The organism is Mycobacterium sp. SMC-11 (assembly GCF_046250095.1).
Lineage (GTDB): Bacteria > Actinomycetota > Actinomycetes > Mycobacteriales > Mycobacteriaceae > Mycobacterium > Mycobacterium heraklionense_A.
Genome location: NZ_CP176430.1, coordinates 1185501 through 1205476 on the forward strand (window position 1 = coordinate 1185501; position 19976 = coordinate 1205476).

Sequence of the window (19976 nt, forward strand, 5' to 3'; positions counted from 1 at the left end):
GAGATAAAGTTTCCACGCGGAGGGAGCTTGCGATGACGGGGCATGACTGGCTGGTGGGAGAGGACCGCCGTGCCGCCGGCGCCGAACGCATCTACACCGCCGCGCTGGATCTGGTGATTCGCGACGGGATCGATGCCCTCGACATCGACGTCTTGGCCGCCCGGGTGCATTGCTCGCGCGCCACCATCTATCGGCACGCCGGCGGCAAGGCCGAGATTCGCGACGCCGTTCTGGCCCGGGCGGCCGCGCGCATTGTGGACACTGTGCGGCAGGCGGTCGCCGGGCGCAGCGGTGCCGATCGGGTGGTGGCCGCGATAGCGGCGGCACTGCAACGGATCCGCTCGGATCCGCTCGTCCAACCGATGGTCGGCTCGGTGCGCGGCGCGCAGGAGATGACCCGACTGGCCGCATCGCCCATGGTCGCCGGTTTCGCCCGCGACCTCGGTGGCCTCAGCGAAGACGATCGACAGGCCGCGCAGTGGGTCGTGCGGGTGGTGCTGTCGCTGTTGTGTTGGCCAATCGAGGACGCCGCGGCCGAGCAGCAGATTCTGGAGCGCTTCGTGGCCCCCGCCTTCATGGGGGACGGTTTCGCCGCGCAGACCTAGAACACGTTCTAGTCTGGCCGTCATGGGATTTCTCAAACCTGAACTGCCCGTTGTCGACTTCGCCGAATGGAGCAAGGGCACGCGCAGCGAGAAGATCCGGCCGATGGCCCGGCACTGGGCCGAGGTGGGTTTCGGCACGCCGGTGGTGCTGCACCTGTTCTACGTGCTCAAGATCGGCCTCTACATCCTGGGCGCCTGGTTGTTTGCGCTGAGCACCGCCGGCATCGACGGCTTCGCGCAAGTGCGGCAGTGGTGGAGCGAACCGATCGTCTTCGAGAAGGTCGTGCTCTACACGATGCTGTTCGAGGTGATCGGCCTGGGCTGCGGCTTCGGCCCGCTCAACAACCGCTTCTTCCCGCCGATGGGATCGATCCTGTACTGGTTGCGGCCGGGCACCATCCGACTGCCCCCGTGGCCGCGGCGCATTCCGCTGACCAGCGGAACCGGCCGCACCCCGGTGGACGCCGCCCTGTATGCGGCGCTACTGGTGATGTTGGTGGTCGCGTTGGTCTCCGACGGCACCGGCCCCATCGCCGCGCTGCACACCGAAGTCGGGGTGCTGCCGCACTGGCAGATCCTGACGATTCTGGGAATCCTGGCCGCGATCGGGTTGCGCGACAAGGTGATCTTCCTGGCGGCCCGCGGAGAGGTCTACGCCCCGCTGGCGGCGGCGTTCCTGTTCACCGGGGTCGACATGATCATCGCGGCCAAGGCGATCTTCATGGTGATCTGGATGGGCGCGGCGACCTCAAAGCTCAACCACCATTTCCCGTTCGTCATCTCGACGATGATGAGCAACAACCCGCTCATCCGGCCGAAGGCGCTCAAACGTGCCTTCTTCAAGAACTTTCCCGAAGACCTGCGCCCCGGTGGTCCGTCCAAGGCGCTGGCGCATGTGAGCACGGCGATCGAGATGCTGGTGCCACTGCCGCTGTTCTTCTGCCACGGCGGTCTGCCTACCGCGATCGCCGCCTTCGTCATGGTCTGTTTCCACCTGGGCATCCTGGCGGCGATCCCGATGGGGGTGCCGCTGGAATGGAACGTCTTCATGATCTTCGGGGTGCTGTCGCTGTTCGTTGCACACGCCGATCTCGGGCTGTCCGACCTCAACAACCCGCTGGCGGTGGCGCTGCTGTTCGCCGTCAGCGCGGGCACGGTGGTGGTGGGCAACCTCTTCCCGCACAAGGTTTCCTTCCTGCCCGGCATGCGGTACTACGCCGGCAATTGGGACACCACGCTGTGGTGCCTGAAGCCGTCGGCCGAGGAGAAGTTCGCGCGCGGGATCGTCGCGATCGCCAGCATGCCCGCCGCCCAGCTGGAACGGTTCTACGGCAGCGCCGAGGCCGCGCAGATCCCGATCTACATGGGATATGCGTTCCGCGGCTTCAACACTCACGGGCGAGCGCTGTTCAGCCTGGCGCACCGAGCGATGGCTGATGGCGACGAGAGCGACTACTCGCTGACCGACGGCGAGCGGATCTGTTCGACGGCCATCGGCTGGAACTTCGGTGATGGCCACATGACCAATGAGCAACTGATCGAGGCGCTGCAACAGCGCTGCGGATTCGAGCCGGGGGAGGTGCGGGTGGTGATTCTCGATGCGCAGCCGATCCATCGGCAGACCCAGGCCTACCGGCTGGTGGACGCCGCCACCGGTGAGTTTGAGCGCGGCCACGTCAAGGTGGCCGACATGCTGGAGCGCCAGCCCTGGCAGGACGACCTGCCGGTGTACGTCGATGGCGCCGCCACGGTGTGATCCAGATAACTGGTACAACCAGTTGACCAGTGAGGTTGGGTGCCTGACCATGTAGACCATGGATCTGGCGCCCATCTCCCGCACCGCACTCTCCGACACGATCTTCGTGCGGCTTGTCGAAGAGATCCTGACCGGACGCCTGCCTGCCGGTGAGCCGCTTCCCTCGGAACGCGAACTGGCGCTGACCCTGCAGGTCAACCGGCACGCCGTCCGTGAAGCGCTCAAGCGGCTGCAGCAGGCGGGACTGGTCCGGATCAGCCACGGCGGGAAGACGCGGGTGCTGGACTGGCGGGAAAGTGCCGGCCTGGACGCGTTGACCGGATTGGCTGTCGCCGGGGCGATTCCGGCACGCCAGATCATCGGCGACGTGGCGGTGATGCGCCGCTCGATCGCCGCGGACGCCGCACGACTCTGCGCCCGGAACGCCTCGGAGGACCAGCGCGCCGCGATCACCGCGGCCGCCGCGGACTACCCGATCTCCGGGGACCTCGCGGCGGTCAGCGACGCCGACCTGGTGTTCTGGATTGCCATAATTGACGCCTCCGGCAATATTGCTTATCGGCTGGCGCTCAACACCTTGGTCGCCGCCTACGACGAGATCGGCCGCGACGCCATCTACGCGCTGGGCGCCGCCGAGTTCGCCGATCGCCGCTCCCACATCGACCTTGCCGCCGCGATCGCCGCCGCCGACGAGGGCGCGGCGTACCGCCTCGCCGACGAATTGCTGACCCGGTTCGTCACGGCCTGCCAGGCCGGCGGCGAGGGAGAGGAGTAGCCGCATGTTCGACCTCATCGCGCACGCCATCCCGGTCTTCGTGCTCTGCCTGCTGTTGGAAGCCGTGTCGTTCGCGGTGCGGCCCGACGACGATGAACGCGGCTACGAATTGCGCGACACCGGCACCAGCCTCACCATGGGCATCGGCAACGTGATCATCAACATCGGCTGGAAGCTCGTGGTACTGGCGGTCTTCAGCGGGGTCTACCTGTTGGCGCCGGTGCACCTGCCAGCGGCCAACCCGCTGACCTGGATCGCGTTGTTCGTCGCCGACGACATCGCCTACTACTGGTATCACCGCACGCACCACACCATCCGGGTGTTCTGGGCCAGCCACGTGGTGCACCACTCCAGCCAGCACTACAACCTGTCGACGGCGCTACGCCAGACCTGGACGCCGTTCACCTCGGTGCCGTTCTGGATCCTGTTGGCGTTCGCCGGATTTGCCCCGTGGATGATCCTGCTGCAGCAATCGGTCAGCCTGCTCTACCAGTTCTTCATTCATACCGAGCGGGTCGGCAAGCTATGGCGGCCAATCGAATTCATCTTCAACACCCCGTCACACCACCGCGTGCACCACGGGGCGAACGCCCGATACCTCGACAAGAACTACGGGGGAATCCTCATCGTCTGGGACCGGCTGTTCGGCACCTTCCAACCCGAGGACGAGCGCGTCGTCTACGGCTTGACCAAGAACATCGACACGTTCAATCCGGTGCGAGTGGCCACCCACGAGTACGTCGCGATCTGGCGCGACATCCGCGCGGCCCGCAGTTGGCGTGCGGTGTGGGGCCACCTCTTTCGCGGCCCGGGGTGGCAGCCCGCCGGTTAAGAGCCGGGCTTGACCCACTCGTCGTAGAACGGCGGCATCGCCGAGGCCCGGGAGCTGAACTGCGCGTCGCGCTTCTCCAGGAACGCACGCACCCCGTCGGCGCCGTCGCCGATGCTGGTGTAGAACATCGCCAGCGAGTCCACCCGGTGCGCCTCGACCGGGTCGGGCTGCGCGGAATTGCGGTAGAGCATCTGCCGGATCAACGCGAACGAGACCGGCGAACGGCCCTTGGTCCAGGCGTCGGCGACGGCCCGCGCCTCGGCCAGCAGAGTCTCGGGTTCGTGGATGGACTGGGCGATCCCGCAGTCGCGCGCGGCGTCGGCGCCGAGGATGTCGGCACGGTAGAGCAGATCCAACGCCGTCGGTACGCCCACGATCCGGGGCAGGAACCACGTCGAACACGCCTCCGGGGTGATACCCAACTTCCCGAACACCAGACCGAACCGCGCCTTGGTCGAAAACAGCCGGGCGTCCATCGCCAGCATCATGGTGGCGCCGATCCCCACCGCGGCGCCGTTGACCGCCGCGATCACCGGCTTGCGACAGCCATAGATCGCCAGCGTCACCCGCCCGCCGGTGTCGCGCACCCGGGCCAGCTCCGGATCGTCGAGGTCGGCCATGTCGGCCAGCGACGGTGACTTGGTCTCGTCGAGTCCGAACACGTTGCCCGAGCTGGACAGGTCCATGCCCGCACAGAACGCACGCCCGGAGCCGGTGACGATCACCGCACGCACGGTGTCGTCGTCGTTGACGTCGACGAACGTGCGCTCCAGTTCCTCGGCCATTTCGACGGTGAACGCGTTGAGATTGTCCGGTCGGTCCAGGTACACGGTGAGAATGCCGTCTTCGACCTCGTGGCGCAGCGTGTTGAACTCCATGTGTTCCCCTTCCGCATGCACGGAACGTGCATTGACTGCCAGATTTCGACGATTCTTTCGCAGCTGGCGCAGGCTCGGCACGCTGGCCCGGTGTAGCTGCTCATTCGCCGCGGCGGCGCACCTTGGCCAGGCCGTCGAGTATCAACTCGAGCCCGAGCATGAATTCCTGCTCCAGCGGCACCGGCAAGTGGTCCGCGACGGTGCGGGTAGCGGGGAAGGACTCGGGGTCCAGCGCGTGAAAGTGCTTGGCCAGCTGCGCATCGTCGGATTCACTGCTGGTGAGCTGGATGGCGAAGCCCAGGATGTAGCGGGCCAGAGTTGCGTAGGTTTGTGCCGCCAGCTTCGGGCTGAACCCGTTGTCGAGCAGGGTGGCCAAGACTCGTTCCCGGTGTGCCATCGCCTGCGGGCCGATCGGCGCCTGTTCGGCCAGTAGACATGCCACATTGCGGTGGCGCCGCAGTACCTCGAACGTGGCTAGGGCGAAGGACTGGCATGCCCGCTGCCATCCCATACCGGCGAGATCTTCCGCATTGATTTCGACCTTGGCGAACATCCGGTCCACGACGTGCGCGATCACCTCGCCACGGTTGGCGAAGTGGCGGTACAGCGTGGCGGTGCCGGACTCCAGTCGCTGGGCGAGGGACCTCATCGACAACGCGTCCACGCCGTCTTCATCCACGATCTGCAGTGCCGTGTCGATGATTCGGTCCCGCGGGACCGGTGGGCGCCCCCGGGGGCGTGCAGTGCTCACCGCCACAGTATTGCGGCCCTTGACAGCCGCACGCAATAACGGCAACGATGTATCCGATAATTGCTACTGCTGGAAAGAAGGTTGCTCATGCATCTCCCACTTGCTGCGGAGCCCTTCACGGCTCCCACCGACCGCGACATGCTTCCCTCGGAGCGACGAGAGTTTGTCCGCACCCACCGCACCTGCGTATTCGGATACCGCCGGAAGAGCGACGGTCCGGCCATGTCGGTTGTGTACTACATCCCTACCGATGACGACGAGCTGCTGGTGTCGACGATGTCAGGACGAGGTAAGGCCCGAGCCGTCGCACGTGATGGCAAGGTGAGCCTCTGCGTGCTCGATGAGCGCTGGCCCTTCGCCTATCTGCAGGTGTATGCCGACGCGGTGATCGAGGACGACCCGGGTCTGGTCTGCGACGTGATGATGGCGGTCGGTGGCCGGATGTCGGGCGAGGCTCTCCCCGATGAAGCTCGCCCGTACATCGATAACATGCGCCTTGAAGAGGACCGCGTGGTCGTTCGCTGCCGCCCCTACGCGACATTCGCTCAGCCGCCGCGACACCTGCATCGCAACGATCAGGAAGAGCAGATCACCCACTGGGTCTCGGCGACCGTCGCATGGGATGCACCGGACCCGGCCTGCGCCTGAGACGCACTGGGCGGATTGCCCCGACCTGTTGACTCTGCCCCCGGGGGAGATTCAACACTGGAACGCATGCCGACACTGTTGCCCATCGGGGACTTCTCCCGGATGACCTATCTGACCGTCAAGGCGTTGCGGCTCTACCACGAGCGCGGCCTGCTGGCGCCCGTGCAGGTCGACCCGTCATCGGGCTACCGCTACTACAGCCCGGACCAGGTGCCGATCGCCCAAGTCATCCGCCGGCTGCGCGATCTGGGCATGCCGCTCGACGAGCTGACCGCGGTGGTCCGCGCCGAGCAGGTCCCCGACCGCAACCGGGCCATCGTGGCGCATCTGCAACGACTTCAAGACCGGCTGGCGCAGACGCAGGCCAGCGTGGAGTCGCTGCGGGCGCTGCTCGAAGACCCCGGCGACGCCTGTGACGTCGCCTACCGGTCGGTGCCGGCGATGCTGGCGGCCGCAGTCGTCGATCAGGTCGCGATGGCAGACATCGATGACTGGTGGACGCAAGCCTTCATCGAGCTCGATGCCGCGGTCGCCGACGACGCTCCCGGGATTCGCGCTGCCCTGTACTCGGCGGAGTTCTTCGAAGCCGGTGGGGGAGAGGTGATCGCGTTTCGGCCGGTGAGCGCCGCCACGGCCCGCGGCAGGGTGCGAACGCTGGAGATCCCCGCGGCGGAACTGGCGGTGGCCGTGCACCGCGGGGCGTTCGGCGAGCTGGATCGCACCTATGCCGCGCTGGGCACCCACGTGGCCGAACGCGAATTGGGTGTCGACGGACCGATTCGCGAGTACTACCTGGTTTCCGGCTATGACACCGACGACGAGGAAGCGCATCGCACCGAGGTGTGCTGGCCGATCTTTCGCACCAAATCCTGACCCACGTCAACGGACAAGGAGTTCACCCATGGAGATCACGCTGCACAACGTCACCTTCGACTGCGCCGACGCCGACAAGCTGGCGCGCTTCTGGTCGCAGCTGCTGGGCCGAACGCTCGACGCCGGCGCCAGCACCGAAATCGCCTCAATCGGCATTTCAGCGCCGACGCCCCCACGCCTGGTGTTCGTGCAGGTGCCGGAGGCCAAGCAGGTCAAGAACCGGGTGCACGTCGACCTCGTCGCGACGGACCTGGCCGCGGCGGTCGAGCGGGCCCTGGACCTGGGCGCCGCCCGATTGGGCGATCACGCCGACGGCGGCTACCGATGGACCACCTTGACCGACCCCGAGGGCAACGAGTTCGACATCGTGGCGGCCTGAGATGTCATTGCTGACAGACGCGTTGGTCGCCGCCGGGCCCGTCGCCGAACATCGCGAGGCGATGGCCCGCTACGGATGGTTGGTGGGTGGCCAGTGGGATCTGGACATCACCTGGTTCGGCGACGACGGCACCCGCCAGCTTTCCGGGTGGATGGTCGCGGACTGGGTGCTCGACGGTCGGGCCGTCCAGGACGTCTGGCACGCCGAAGGCCTCTTTCACGGGTCGACGCTGCGCGTCTACGACCCGGCTATCGATGCCTGGCACATCCAGTGGACGGAACCGCAACTGGGACTTCGTCTGCACCAACTGGGCAGGGCCGACGCGGACGGGATCGTGCAGGACGGCACGCTGCCGGACGGTTCCGCCATCAGATGGAGCTTCCGCGACATCGGGCCGGACTCGTTTCGCTGGCGCGACGAACGCAGCGACGACGGGCGCACCTGGGAGCTGAAACAGGAGTATCGCGCCCGCCGCCGGTGAATCCCGCCGTCACGCGACAGCGGCACCCTCTGCATCGGCACGCGAGAAGAAGCGAGGCGCGATGCCCGCCGCGGTGGTCGCGATCGCCGCCGATCCCAGTGCCTGAGCCCAGCCGATCGGACCCAGCGGGGTGCAGCCCATGAACTGGCTGATCCCCGGGATGCTGATCAACAGTGCCATCGCCGCGAACGAGCCGGCCGCGGTAGCCACCAGCACCGGCGAGCGCGACTCCAGCAGGGTCTGGCCCAGCTGGGTTGTCACCAGCGCGACCAGCGCCACCGTGGAGGCGCGTCGGGGAAAGCCGGTAGCGCGCGCCATGAACCAGGCCGCCAGAGTGGCGCTGGCTGTGGTCGTGCCACGCAGCGCCACCGCCCGCAACAACGCCTTCTCGTCGGGCCCGCGCCCCCCGAAGGGCATGGGGCGCCGGGGTTGGCTGATCGCCAGCGCGGTGGCCGGGAACGCGTCGGTCACGATGTTGACCAGCAGCAGTTGCCGGGTGTTCAGCGGTGCCTGACCGGTCAGCGCGCTGCCGATGATCGCGAATACCGCGCCGCTGGCGTTGCCGCCCAGCAGCACCGCCACCGCAGCCTGCACCCGCTGCCACAGTTGGCTGCCCTCGTTGAGGGCGTCCAGCAGGGTCTCGATGCGGCCATCGAGCAGCACCACGTCGGCCGCGGTGTGGGCGGCGTCGCTGCCCTGGGCGACGATGCCGATCCCGACGGTGGCGGCCCGGATGGCGGCGGCGTCGTTGGCGCCGTCGCCGACCATCGCCGACACCTTGCCGCTGCGTTCCAGCGCCTGCACCACCTGCACCTTGTTCGCCGGTGACATCCGGGCGAACACCACCCGCTCGGCCACCGCGCGCTCCTGCTCCTTGCCTGAAAGCGTCTCCCATTCCGAGCCGGTGATGACCTGCTCGGCGGTGAGCTGCAAGCCCATCTTGCGGGCGATCGCGCGACCGGTGGTCGGGTGATCACCGGTGATCATCCGAATGGGCACCTGCCGGCGGTGCAGCTCGGCCAGCAGGCCGGCCGACCCGGCGCGCGGGGTGTCGGAGATACCGACGAATCCGACCAGGGTCAAACCGTCGGCGCACTGCTGGGCCATTGCCGCCAGCTGGGCTTCGGGATCGTCGGGATCAGCCGAAAGCGTTTGCAGTTCAGCGGGACTGAGCTCACGCCGTGCCACCGCAAGCACCCGCAGGCCTTCGTCGGCCAGCTGCTCCACCACGTCGTCGATGTCGGCCGCGACGTTCTCGCAGGCCGCGAGCACCACCTCGGGTGCACCCTTGATCGTCAGTTCGGTCCCGAACACCGATGCCGCGAACGGCCGCCCGGAGCGGAACGGCAGATGGGCGTCTGCTGCCCCCGATGCGATGGCGCCGGGCACCGACGCAGCCGCCGCCACGATCGCGGCGTCGGTGGCATCGACATGGCTTTGCCCCTTCGCCGACGGCGTCGCACGTACCGCGCACCGCAGCACCTCGTCACGGGAGTGATCGGCTGCCGTCCGCACCTCGGTGACCCGCAACCGGTTCTCGCTCAGCGTGCCGGTCTTGTCGAAGCACACCACGTCGACGCGGCCCAGCGCCTCCACGGAGCGTGGCACCCGCACCAGCACACCGGATTTGGTGAGACGCTGCGCCGAGGCGTGCTGAGCCAGCGTCGCCACCACCGGCATGCCCTCGGGGACGGCGGCGACGGCCACCGAAACACCTTGGGCCACCGCCTGTTGCAGCCGGGTGCCGCGCAGCACCCCCAGCGCGCTGACCAATCCGCCGGTGATCAGGCTCAGCGGCCATGTCCGGTTGGTGATCTGGCCGAGCTGATGGCCCAGCCCGATGTCGCCGTGCCGACTGGTGACGAGGTCGGCGGCGCGCCGCACCTCGGTGTCGGGTCCCACCGCGGTCACCAACGCCAGGCCCGTCCCGGCGGCCACGGTGGTTCCGGCGAAGAGCATGCAGCGACGTTCGGCTAGTTCTGCACCCGGGGTGGCGTCGAGCTGCTTGGTCACCGGCAGCGACTCACCGGTCAGCGACGCCTCGTCGACCTCCAGCTTCTCCAGCTCGATCACGCGGGCGTCGGCCGGCACCACGTCGTCGGGGCCCACCTCGATCAGATCACCACGCTGCAACTGCTCGGGGAGCACCTGCACCCGTTCCCGTGTGCCGTCGGGCCGGATCGTCACCTTCCAGGCGGGCGGGATCTGGTCGGCGAGCAGCCGATTCAGCCGCAGCTCGGCGCTCAGGCGTTGGCCGGCGGCCAGCACGGCGTTACTGGCCAGCACCGTGCCGACCAGCAAGGCGTCGATGGGGGAGCCCAGTATCGCGGTGGCCGTGGCGCCCAGACCCAGCACCGGGGTCAGCGGGTCGGACAGTTCGTCGCGCACCGCGTCGAGGAACTGCCAGATCACCGGTCGTTCGGCGCTGTCGGCAGTGCGCGGCGTGGAGAGGGGCTCCGCCGATTCGGCCAACGCGGCACGCACTTGCTCCACCGACATGGCATGCCACTCGTCGACCGGAACCGGCCGGGGCAGCGGTGCGTTGACCACCTTGCGCGCCGACCAGTAGCCGGACGCCACACCCGCCGCCGCTCCCAACACCACCGCTTCGGGCCCGCGGCCCCGGACGGTGGGAATCAGCAGCAGCGAACCCATCGCCGAAGCGCCGACAGACAATTCGACACCGCGACGACTGGCCGCCTTCGCCGCGGGCAGGGCATGCAGAATCCGCCACACCCCGGCCAGGTCATCGACGATCAGGTCCGCCTCCAGCGGTTGCGAGTGGCTGTGGTCGGGCCGGATGCCCACCCCGAGATCGGCCGCCGACAGTGCCCGGGCAGCCGCCGAGGAGATCACCGCGACGGTGTGGCCTTCCTGTTGGTAGTCGTGCACCGCATCGAAGAGTGCGTCGTCGACCGAATCGCCTGTCATCGAGGCGAATTCGTCGAACGCGGGCCGCAGCTCAGCGAGACCGACGGAGTCATCGACGGTGATGGTCTGTACATCGGCTCGCTGTGTCTCGGCGAGCGTCGCGGCCGCCAGCGGATGCGGCGCCGGCGCGAAGAGCGCCTCGGTGACCGGGCGCCCCTTGCTGCGGCGCGTGCCGGGCACCGGATGCCAGCCGGGCTGCAGGTCGCCGGCTGCCAGCATCGCCTGGGCGCGCTCCCAGGTGGTCAGATCCTTCTCGTCGCCACCGCGTAGCCGCACCAAGCGCAACGATTCGCTGCGCAGCACCCGCGGATCGAGAATCACCACATCGATCCGATCCAAGCGGCGCAGGCTGTCCGGGTCGATCTGCAGCGCCTCATCGTTGTTGGCCAGTCCGCGACCCAGTGTCGCCGCGAATGATTCCTGGGTGGAGCGGGCGGCTTTCGGCACGGCGACCAACGCGGCGTTGCCGGCCAGGTTCGGGTCGCGGCTGGCGGCACCGACCGCCGCCGCGCCGATCGCCTGAACCCAGGTGCCGCGCTGCAGGTGTTGTTCGACTCCGCCGACGGGCGGTGGCACCGGGCGTGAGTCCGGCTGCGTCTCCGATCCCGCGGTGGGGCGGGTCAATTCCGGTTCGCGCCGCGACCATGCCCGGGCATCGGCGCGCGCCTCGGCAGCCTTTAAGGTGTTGATCGCCAGGTCGACCGCCAGAATCGACGGTGCCACGGCGAGCGCGTTGGCGGCGGTGGAGGCCAACCCCATCGCGGTGTCGGTCGCGCGCTTACCGATTCGTTCCTCGAGGAGACGGCGTAGCCGCGGCTGGTGGTCTAGGGCGACCACGGCGCCTTGGACACTGGCCGGCAGGCGCGGAAATCGCAGGACACGTCCGGCCAGTGCGATGCCCAAGCCGACGGCGCTGATACCTGCCATCGCCGCGGTGGAGACCGCCAACAACCCGTCGCCTGGCGCGGGGGTGCCGCGAGGCGCGCGACCGTCGGCGACATCATCGAGTTCGTCGTCGATCAGCGGGACGGCGGTGATGGTATCGAGAGGCTCATCCAGTGCCGGTTCGGCATCGTCGATTAGGGCAGGTATCGAGGGGGGCATCGGTCTCCTTCGCTCGGCGACCGAATCTGCAAAGAAAGCCTCTGGAGCCTTCGGTCGACATGGTCAATCGTCCGAAGGTCTCGCTCGCGAAAGTCCTGGGTCCGCTGAATGACCGGGCGGGTTGAACCGCCGTATTGACGACCATTCACATCCACCACCGGTGTGGTGGGTAGGAACTACTCCCCTTCGCGATCGAAGGTAGGGCAGGTAGGCGGCGTCCAGCTGAACGCCGGCGAGACCCTACTTGAAATGCCGGTGAATGCTCTGCGTTGCAGACGGTTTCGTTCAAGCGCGCGGCGCCCAGTAGGCCAGCATCTCGGCGAACGTCTCGAAAGCCGGTTTCGAAATGCCGTAGGGAGCCTCGAAGTGCAGGCTCAACGGATAGCCCAACTCGGCCACGCCGTCGATGACCCGCTTATACAGATCGAGCATCTGCCGGCGCTTGGCGTCGGGTTCGCTTACGGCCAGAGTCCGGACGAAGGCCTGCTCGGCGGCGACGGTCTCGTTGCCAGGGTCCTGAATCAGCCAATCGACCAGTCCGACCTTGCTCTCCATCCTGGGCACGAAGCCGAACGACAACAGGACCTCGGGCCGGTGATCGCTGACGTTCTTGAAGTCGCGAAGGAATCCGACTATCGCGTCGGAGTAGAGCAGCTGCGTCATCCCGAAGGTGGCGCCGCGGTCACATTTGAAGTCGAAGCGTTCCCGCTCGCCGTCCCGTGTCGGGATGAGGATGACACCCCGGTTGTCGACGAGATCGTCGAATTTCGAGAGCGCGTCGGTGGGTGCGACGCCGCCGCCCTCGCCGTCGTTCAGCGTGCGGGGGACACCGACGAAGATGATTCCGTCGAACCCGACCTGGCGCAGGCCCGCAAGTCGCGTCCGCAGCGCCGACTCGTCGAGGAATGCGGTTACCTGCGTACATAATCCGTGTACGCCGGGCAGTTCGGGGCGGATTATCGACCAGAAGTCGGGGACGTCGAGTTTGGGTTTCATCTCGATCGGCCGATCGTCATCCTCGGGGATCAATCCGGGGATCATGACGTGACCGATCCGGCCCGCGATACCCGCTTGAGCGGATAGCTGCAGGACCTTGTATGCCTCTTCGCGGGCGTGCTCGACCCCGCGATCGGTGTTGGGCGGCACTAGTTCCAGGGCAATGGTGTTCAGCGGCACCAGGGGACTCCGATCAAATTTGAACGGACATGTTGCGCCCCAGAGACGTCTCTGGGGCGCAACATGTCAGGCGGTCACAGGCCGGTGCGGGCTTCCTTAGCCGCGGCAACCATATGGGCCAGCGATGCCGTCACCTCGTCGGGCTTGCGGGTCTTTAGGCCGCAGTCCGGGTTCACCCAGAGGCGTTGGGCCGGAACGGCATCCAGCGCCTCGCGTAGCGACGCGGCCATCTCGTCGGCGCTCGGCACGCGCGGCGAGTGGATGTCGTAGACACCCGGGCCCACCCCGTTGGAGAAGCCGATCGCATTGAGGTCATCGAGCACTTCCATGTGCGAGCGCGCCGCCTCGATCGAGGTGACGTCGGCGTCCAGGTCGGCGATCGCACCGATCACCTCGCCGAACTCCGAATAGCACAGGTGGGTGTGGATCTGCGTCGCGTCGGAGACGCCCGAGGTGGCCATCCGGAACGAACCCACCGCCCAGTCCAGGTAGGCCGCCTTGTCGGCGTCGCGCACCGGCAACAGCTCGCGCAGGGCGGGTTCGTCGACCTGGATCACCGCGATGCCGGCGGCCTCCAGATCCACCGTCTCCTCGCGGATCGCCAGCGCCACTTGGTAGGCGGTGTCGGCCAGCGGTTGGTCGTCGCGGACGAACGACCAGGCCAGGATGGTCACCGGACCGGTGAGCATGCCCTTGACCGGCTTGTCGGTCAGCGACTGGGCGTAGGTGGCCCAGTCGACCGTCATCGGCTTGGGGCGCGTCACGTCGCCGAACAGCACCGGCGGGCGCACGCAGCGACTGCCGTAGGACTGCACCCAGCCGTTGCTGGTGGCGAAGAAGCCCTCCAGCTGCTCGGCGAAGTACTGCACCATGTCGTTGCGTTCCGGCTCGCCGTGCACCAGCACGTCGAGCCCGAGGTTCTCCTGCAACTTGATGACGGCAGCGACCTCCGCCTTCATCCGGTCGGTGTACTGCGCCTCGTCGATCTCCCCGGCCGCCAGCGCGGCGCGGGCCTTGCGGATCTCCACGGTCTGCGGGAACGACCCGATGGTGGTGGTCGGCAGCGGCGGCAGGTGCAGCCGCTCGTCCTGGGCGCTGCGGCGTGCCTCGGCCGAACCGCGCTGGCTGCCGGCCGCCCGGATCTCGGCGATCTGCGCGCGCAACGCCGCATTGTTCAGGCGGGGGTCGGAGGTGCGGGACGCGGCTGCGGCGTTGGACGCCTCGATCTCCGCAGCCACGGCTTCGCGTCCCTCGCGCAGCGCGCGGGCCAAGGTGGCCACCTCGGCCACCTTTTCGGCGCCGAACGCCAGCCAGCTGCGCAGCGCGTCGTCCAGACCCGTCTCGGGCTCCAGCGAGTAGGGCACGTGCAGCGTCGAGCACGACGTCGATACGGCAACGGCCTCCGCTGAACCCAACAGCGACGCCAGCTTGGCCAGGGCGGCCTGCAGGTCGGTGCGCCAGATGTTGCGGCCGTCGACCACGCCGGCGACCAGAACCTTGGAAGCCAGCTCCGGCACGGACGCGATTGCGGTGTTGGGTCCGTAAACCAGGTCGACGCCGATCGCCTCGACCGGGGTGCGGGCCAGCGCCGCCAGCCCGGCCCCGGGGTCACCGAAGTAGGTGGCCACGAAGATCGCCGGCCGCTTGCTCAGCCCGCCGAGGCGCTTGTACACCTGCTCGGCCAGGGCGGGGGCGTCCGCGGAGATGTCGGTCACCAGCACCGGCTCATCGATCTGCACCCATTCGGCGCCGGCGTCGGCCAGCTTGCCCAGCAGCTCGGCGTAGACGTCGGTCAGCTCGTCGAGGCGCGAGATCGGCGCCGGCGCACCGTCGACGGCCTTGCTGAGCAACAGGAACGTGACCGGACCGATGATCACCGGCCGGGCTGCGTTTCCGCCGAAGCCCTGCTCCTTGGCCTCGGCGAGCTCGGAGAGCACCTTGGCGGGGTTGAGCGAGAACGTCGTGTCCGCCCCGATCTCGGGAACGATGTAGTGGTAGTTGGTGTCGAACCACTTCGTCATCTCCAGCGGAGCGATGTCGGCGTTGCCGCGGGCCGCGGCGAAGTAGCGGTCCAACTCGTCGGCGACGCCGGCCACCCGGGCCGGGAGTGCGCCCAGCAGCACCGCGGTGTCGAGCATCTGGTCGTAGTAGGAGAACGTGTTCACCGGTATCGAGTCGAGCCCCGCGGCGGCCAACTGTGCCCAGGTGTCACGGCGCAGGCCGGCGGCCACCTTCTTGAGCTCGTCCTGGTCGATCCGGCCGGCCCAGTAGCTTTCGGTGGCGCGCTTGAGTTCGCGGCGCGGTCCGATTCGTGGTGAGCCGAGAACGGTGGCGGTAAAGGCTTGAACGGTCACGATTTGATCCTTCAATTGACGAGGGTGGGTCAACGCCAGCAGCCGCCCAGCTGATCCGGTCCCGTGCCTATATATAAAGCACTATAACCCTCAAAACCAGACGCCCATTCCGCGAGGCGTTGATCCGCCGGGCGCGGCGCGCCCAGCACAACGGGCAGGTATTCGGACTCGCAGGCGCGCACCGAGGTGCTCCTAGTGGCCGTCGCTTCCCAGTCGGCGGGCGAACCCATGACCAGTGCTTATGACGGCGGTCGTTCCTGCATACCGCTGCGGGACAGTCCCGGATTCTCACCGGGTTCCCTCTCGCGCTCCGCGGAAAACTACGTAAACCGCGGTGCGCTCGATGCCGAAGCCGCCTGGCGGCGACAACGGCAAACCAGTTGCGTGATCGAGGTTACTCGGCTCGACCGGCCGCGAGTGCCTCCGGGATCGGGGTCGGGCCGTCGTTGAACTCGATGGTGCGGCCGATGGTCGACTTGTCGGCCAGGGAGGCAGCGATCACCAACGCGACGTTGCCGCGGGAGACCTGCCCTTTGGCCGTGTCGGGACCGACGGCGATTTCTCCGCTGGCTGGATCCAGGGTTAGCCGGCTGGGCCCCAGCACCGTCCAGTCCAGGTCGCTGGCGCGTAGATGGGCGTCGGCGGCGGCCTTGGCCTGCGCGTACGGATAGAACGGATCGTCTTCGGGAATGCCGTGATCGGGTCCCGCGCCGAAATAGGACACCATCACGAATCGCCGCGCACCGGCTTTCGCGGCGGCGTCGATGCTGCGAATGGCGGCGTCGCGGTCGACGGCGTAGGTGCGTGCCGGGTTTCCGCCACCGGCGCCGGCGGAGAACACCACCGCGTCATGATCGGCAAAGAGCCGGGCCAGGCCGTCGGTGCCGAGCTGTTCGATATCGGCCACCACCGGGACCGCGCCGGTGACCGCGACCTCCTCGGCGTGGTCGGGGTTGCGGAACACCGAGCTGACTTGGTCGCCGCGACTAACGAGGGTGGGGGCCAGCAGCAGGGCGATCTTGCCGTGGCCGCCGACGATCACGATGCGTGCCATGGATTCGACGTTACGCGGGAGCGCGGAATGACCCCCGCTGACGCCGCCCGAGCGCGCCCGTCGACAATCGAAGTAACAAGACCCCGAACCAACTAAGGAGCACCCATGGCTGAAGCCGTCATCGTCGAAGCGGTGCGCGCGCCGATCGGCAAGCGCAACGGCGGACTGTCCGGGGTACACCCGGCCGAACTGTCCGCCCAGGTGCTCAACGGGCTGGTCAACCGGGCCGGCGTGGACCCGGCCCTGGTCGACGACGTGATCTGGGGCTGTGTCATGCAGGCCGGTGAGCAGGCCCTGGACATCGGCCGCACGGCGGTGCTGAGCGCGGGCTGGCCGGAGACGGTGCCCGCGGTGACCGTGGACCGCCAGTGTGGTTCCAGCCAGCAGTCGGTGCACTTCGCCGCCGCCGGTGTGGTCGCCGGACACTACGACGTCGTGGTCGCCGGTGGTGTCGAGTCGATGTCGCGGACCCCGATGGGTTCCTCGCTGGCCAACGGCGGCCGCCCGTACGGGGATTCCTTCAAGGCGCGCTACACCCAGACCCCCAACCAGGGCATCGGAGCGGAGATGATGGCCACCAAGTGGGGCCTGAGCCGCACCGCGCTCGACGAGTTCGCGCTGGCATCGCACGAAAAGGCCGGTGCCGCACAGGACGCCGGCGCCTTCAAGGACGAGATCGTCTCGATCACGGATCCCGAGGGCAACGTCATCAGCGAGGACGAGGGCATCCGCCGCGGTACTACCCTGGAGAAGATGGCCCAGCTCAAGCCCGCTTTCAAGGAGGACGGCGTGATCCACGCCGGTAACTCCAGCCAGATCTCCGACGGCTCGGCGGCGCTGCTGTTCATGTCGGCGGCCAAGGCACGCGAACTGGGCCTGACCCCGCTGGCCCGGGTGCACACCGCGACGCTGGCCGGCGCCGACCCGGTGATGATGCTGTCCGCGCCGATCCCGGCGACCCAGAAGGCGCTGCAGCGCTCCGGCCTGAGCATCGACGACATTGGGGTGTTCGAGGTCAACGAGGCATTCGCCCCGGTGCCGATGGCCTGGCTGGCCGAACTCGGTGCCGACCCGAAGAAGCTCAACCCCAACGGCGGGGCGATCGCGCTGGGTCACCCCCTCGGCGGCTCCGGTGCCCGGATCATGACCACCATGCTCTACCACATGCGCGCCAACGGAATTCGCTACGGTCTGCAGACCATGTGCGAAGGCGGCGGCCAGGCCAACGCCACCATCCTGGAGCTGCTGTGAGTGACGGGGCCGTTCTGGTAGAACGGCTTGGACAGCTGGGCAACGTCCTATTGATCACGATCAACCGGCCCGAAGCCCGTAACGCGATCAACGGCGCCGTCAGTGCCGGCATCGGCGACGCCTTGGCGCAGGCTCAAGACGACGACGAGGTGCGCGCGGTAGTGCTCACCGGCGCCGGCGACAAGTCGTTCAGTGCCGGGGCCGACCTCAAGGCGATCGCCAACCGGGAGAACATCTACCACCCGGAGCACCCGGAGTGGGGTTTCGCCGGCTTCGTGCAGCACTTCATCGACAAGCCCGTCATCGCGGCGGTCAACGGCACCGCGCTGGGCGGCGGCACCGAGATCGCACTGGCCAGCGACCTGGTGATCGCCGAACAGCGCGCCCAATTCGGGTTGCCCGAGGTCAAGCGCGGCCTGATCGCCGGTGCCGGCGGGGTGTTCCGCATCGTCGACCAGTTGCCCCGCAAGATCGCCCTGGAACTGCTCTACACCGGCGAGCCCATCTCGGCGGCCGACGCGGCCCGCTGGGGTCTGGTCAACCGGGTGGTCGAGGATGGCGGAGCGCTGGAGGCAGCCCTCGAGCTGGCCGAACGGATCACCGGCAACGCGCCGTTGTCGGTGCGGGCCAGCAAGCGGATCGCCTACGGCGTCGATGACGGCGCCATCCCCGGCGAAGTGGACGGTTGGGCGCGCACCGGCCGGGAATTCTCCGCTGTGCTGCGGTCCGAGGACGCCAAGGAGGGACCCCGGGCGTTCGCCGAGAAGCGCGCGCCAGTGTGGAAGGCGCGTTGAGCGGCGTGCCCGAGCCGCTTCTCATCTCCATCCGCGGGCGTGCCCCGCAGCTACACCCGGAGTCCTGGGTGGCGCCCAACGCTAGCCTGATCGGCCAGGTCAGCCTGGCCGCTCGGGCCAGCGTCTGGTACTCGGCGACACTGCGCGCCGAAGTCGAGCCGATCGAGATCGGCATCGACACCAACATCCAGGACGGCGTGACCGTCCACGTCGACAAGGAGTTTCCCTGTCGAGTGGGGGCGCACGTCAGCGTCGGGCACAACGCGGTGCTACACGGATGCACCATTGAGGACGACTGCCTGATCGGCATGGGAGCGATCGTCCTCAATGGTGCCGTCGTGGGGGAGGGCTCGCTGGTCGCGGCGGGCGCCGTCATCCCGCAGGGGATGGTGGTGCCGCCCCGGTCACTGGTGTCGGGGGTACCGGGCCGGGTGCGACGAGACCTGAGCGAGGCCGAGGTCCGCAACAATCGGTACAACGCCGCGGCGTACCGGCGACTGATCGAAGTCCATCGAGCGAACTAACGCATTTGGGCCACCGGCCGCCGTTTCGCCGCTACGTTTTAGGGACGTTGCTTAACCCGCCGCTGAGGGGACGTCCTGTATGACCCAGATCAGTCCAACCCGCCCCGGCCTGCTGCGTGAGATCACCGACATCATGACCAGGGTTGCCCTGCCCTATCACGAGCCACGGGCAGTGGTGCAGCGGCGGCGTGCCGTCGTCGGAGTGGTCGTGGTGATCGGCGCCGCGGTACTGGCCGCCATGCACAGCAAGCTTCCAGGCGATGCGGCGTTCTACTGGCTGTCGCTGGTCTTGGCTGTGGTCTGGACGGTGGGGGCGGTGGTGGCCGGACCGCTGCACCTGGGCGTGTTGCGGTTCCGCGGACGCAACGAGCGGCCGGTGTTCACCGGCACCGGCGTGGGCCTGGTGCTCGGCGGGGTGTTCCTGCTGGGCGGGCTTGCCGTGCAAGACATTCCGCCGTTGGCCGACCAGGTGGTCGCCATCTTGGCCTACACCACCGAAGTCTCCTGGCGACTGGTGGTGCTGATCGCTCTGGTCAACGCGATCGCCGAGGAGTTGTTCTTCCGCGGCGCACTGTTCAGTGCGTTCGGTCGCCGCTCCCCGCTGGTGTTTTCCACCCTGCTCTACGTCGCGGCGATGATGGCCGCGGGCAACTTCATGGTGGGTGTGGCCGCACTGGTGCTCGGTACCGTCTGCGCCCTCGAGCGGCGCGCTACCGGTGGGGTGCTGGCTCCGGTACTGACCCACCTGGTGTGGGGACTGGTGATGGTGCTGGCGCTGCCCCCGATCTTCGGGATGTAAGAGCCCCCAAA

Annotated in this window: 18 protein-coding genes and 1 riboswitch; of the genes, 12 read left to right on the forward strand and 6 right to left on the reverse strand. The window is 67.9% G+C overall.

The window, feature by feature from the left end; genetic code table 11:
- Positions 1 to 32 precede the first annotated feature (32 nt).
- The 4 genes from ACKY0X_RS05695 to ACKY0X_RS05710 are packed head-to-tail and all read left to right on the forward strand — an operon-like array spanning position 33 to position 3968.
- Positions 33 to 605 (forward strand): TetR/AcrR family transcriptional regulator, encoded by a 573-nt coding sequence (locus ACKY0X_RS05695; protein WP_409428652.1) that lies wholly within the window; start codon positions 33 to 35, stop codon positions 603 to 605.
- Between the two features lie 22 nt (positions 606 to 627).
- Positions 628 to 2361, forward strand: coding sequence for a DUF3556 domain-containing protein (locus ACKY0X_RS05700; protein WP_409428653.1), 1734 nt, complete (start codon positions 628 to 630; stop codon positions 2359 to 2361).
- A gap of 58 nt (positions 2362 to 2419) precedes the next feature.
- Positions 2420 to 3136, forward strand: a complete 717-nt coding sequence (locus ACKY0X_RS05705) for a FadR/GntR family transcriptional regulator (RefSeq protein WP_409428654.1) — start codon at positions 2420 to 2422, stop codon at positions 3134 to 3136.
- A gap of 4 nt (positions 3137 to 3140) precedes the next feature.
- A complete protein-coding gene (locus tag ACKY0X_RS05710; protein WP_409428655.1) occupies positions 3141 to 3968 on the forward strand; it encodes a sterol desaturase family protein in 828 nt (275 codons plus the stop codon).
- Here the strand turns inward: ACKY0X_RS05710 and ACKY0X_RS05715 are convergent.
- Together ACKY0X_RS05715 and ACKY0X_RS05720 are read right to left on the reverse strand one after the other, a co-directional pair.
- On the reverse strand, positions 3965 to 4846 hold the full coding sequence (locus ACKY0X_RS05715) for a crotonase/enoyl-CoA hydratase family protein (RefSeq protein WP_409428656.1): 882 nt from the start codon (positions 4844 to 4846) through the stop codon (positions 3965 to 3967). The genes ACKY0X_RS05710 and ACKY0X_RS05715 overlap by 4 nt on opposite strands.
- Positions 4847 to 4946: 100 nt before the next feature.
- Positions 4947 to 5597 (reverse strand): TetR/AcrR family transcriptional regulator C-terminal domain-containing protein, encoded by a 651-nt coding sequence (locus ACKY0X_RS05720; RefSeq protein WP_409428657.1) that lies wholly within the window; start codon positions 5595 to 5597, stop codon positions 4947 to 4949.
- An 87-nt stretch (positions 5598 to 5684) separates the two neighbouring features.
- Between ACKY0X_RS05720 and ACKY0X_RS05725 the strand changes: the two genes are divergently transcribed.
- The 4 genes from ACKY0X_RS05725 to ACKY0X_RS05740 all read left to right on the forward strand — a co-directional run bounded on the left by ACKY0X_RS05725 (position 5685) and on the right by ACKY0X_RS05740 (position 7978).
- Entirely contained in the window at positions 5685 to 6245 is a 561-nt protein-coding gene (locus ACKY0X_RS05725) for a pyridoxamine 5'-phosphate oxidase family protein (protein WP_409428658.1), read from the forward strand.
- A 66-nt stretch (positions 6246 to 6311) separates the two neighbouring features.
- Complete coding sequence (locus ACKY0X_RS05730) at positions 6312 to 7118, forward strand: MerR family transcriptional regulator (protein ID WP_409428659.1); 807 nt, start codon at positions 6312 to 6314, stop codon at positions 7116 to 7118.
- Positions 7119 to 7146: 28 nt separating this feature from the next.
- Entirely contained in the window at positions 7147 to 7497 is a 351-nt protein-coding gene (locus tag ACKY0X_RS05735; RefSeq protein WP_409428660.1) for a VOC family protein, read from the forward strand.
- 1 nt (position 7498) lies between these two features.
- Positions 7499 to 7978 (forward strand): hypothetical protein, encoded by a 480-nt coding sequence (locus ACKY0X_RS05740; protein ID WP_409428661.1) that lies wholly within the window; start codon positions 7499 to 7501, stop codon positions 7976 to 7978.
- 9 nt (positions 7979 to 7987) lie between these two features.
- Here the strand turns inward: ACKY0X_RS05740 and ACKY0X_RS05745 are convergent, their stop codons facing one another.
- The 4 genes from ACKY0X_RS05745 to ACKY0X_RS05760 all read right to left on the reverse strand — a co-directional run bounded on the left by ACKY0X_RS05745 (position 7988) and on the right by ACKY0X_RS05760 (position 16597).
- The gene (locus ACKY0X_RS05745) at positions 7988 to 12013 is read right to left on the reverse strand and encodes an HAD-IC family P-type ATPase (RefSeq protein ID WP_409428662.1); all 4026 of its coding nucleotides are present in this window, start codon (positions 12011 to 12013) and stop codon (positions 7988 to 7990) included.
- A 285-nt stretch (positions 12014 to 12298) separates the two neighbouring features.
- Positions 12299 to 13189 carry a mycobacterial-type methylenetetrahydrofolate reductase gene (locus ACKY0X_RS05750; protein WP_409428663.1) on the reverse strand — a complete coding sequence of 297 codons (891 nt, stop codon included), beginning with the start codon at positions 13187 to 13189 and terminating at the stop codon, positions 12299 to 12301.
- A 74-nt stretch (positions 13190 to 13263) separates the two neighbouring features.
- Complete coding sequence (metE, locus tag ACKY0X_RS05755) at positions 13264 to 15558, reverse strand: 5-methyltetrahydropteroyltriglutamate--homocysteine S-methyltransferase (RefSeq protein WP_409428664.1); 2295 nt, start codon at positions 15556 to 15558, stop codon at positions 13264 to 13266.
- Between the two features lie 120 nt (positions 15559 to 15678).
- A riboswitch (cobalamin riboswitch) is annotated at positions 15679 to 15891 on the reverse strand.
- Positions 15892 to 15937: 46 nt separating this feature from the next.
- Positions 15938 to 16597, reverse strand: a complete 660-nt coding sequence (locus ACKY0X_RS05760) for an SDR family oxidoreductase (protein ID WP_409428665.1) — start codon at positions 16595 to 16597, stop codon at positions 15938 to 15940.
- Positions 16598 to 16702: 105 nt separating this feature from the next.
- On the opposite strand from ACKY0X_RS05760, the gene ACKY0X_RS05765 reads away from it, so the two are divergent.
- The 4 genes from ACKY0X_RS05765 to ACKY0X_RS05780 all read left to right on the forward strand — a co-directional run bounded on the left by ACKY0X_RS05765 (position 16703) and on the right by ACKY0X_RS05780 (position 19965).
- On the forward strand, positions 16703 to 17848 hold the full coding sequence (locus tag ACKY0X_RS05765; protein ID WP_409428666.1) for a thiolase family protein: 1146 nt from the start codon (positions 16703 to 16705) through the stop codon (positions 17846 to 17848).
- Positions 17845 to 18642 carry a crotonase/enoyl-CoA hydratase family protein gene (locus ACKY0X_RS05770; RefSeq protein ID WP_409428667.1) on the forward strand — a complete coding sequence of 266 codons (798 nt, stop codon included), beginning with the start codon at positions 17845 to 17847 and terminating at the stop codon, positions 18640 to 18642. The genes ACKY0X_RS05765 and ACKY0X_RS05770 overlap by 4 nt, the downstream gene beginning before the upstream one ends.
- A 5-nt stretch (positions 18643 to 18647) precedes the next feature.
- A complete protein-coding gene (locus ACKY0X_RS05775) occupies positions 18648 to 19166 on the forward strand; it encodes a gamma carbonic anhydrase family protein (protein WP_065039448.1) in 519 nt (172 codons plus the stop codon).
- 79 nt (positions 19167 to 19245) lie between these two features.
- A complete protein-coding gene (locus tag ACKY0X_RS05780; protein WP_409428668.1) occupies positions 19246 to 19965 on the forward strand; it encodes a CPBP family intramembrane glutamic endopeptidase in 720 nt (239 codons plus the stop codon).
- Positions 19966 to 19976 lie beyond the last annotated feature (11 nt).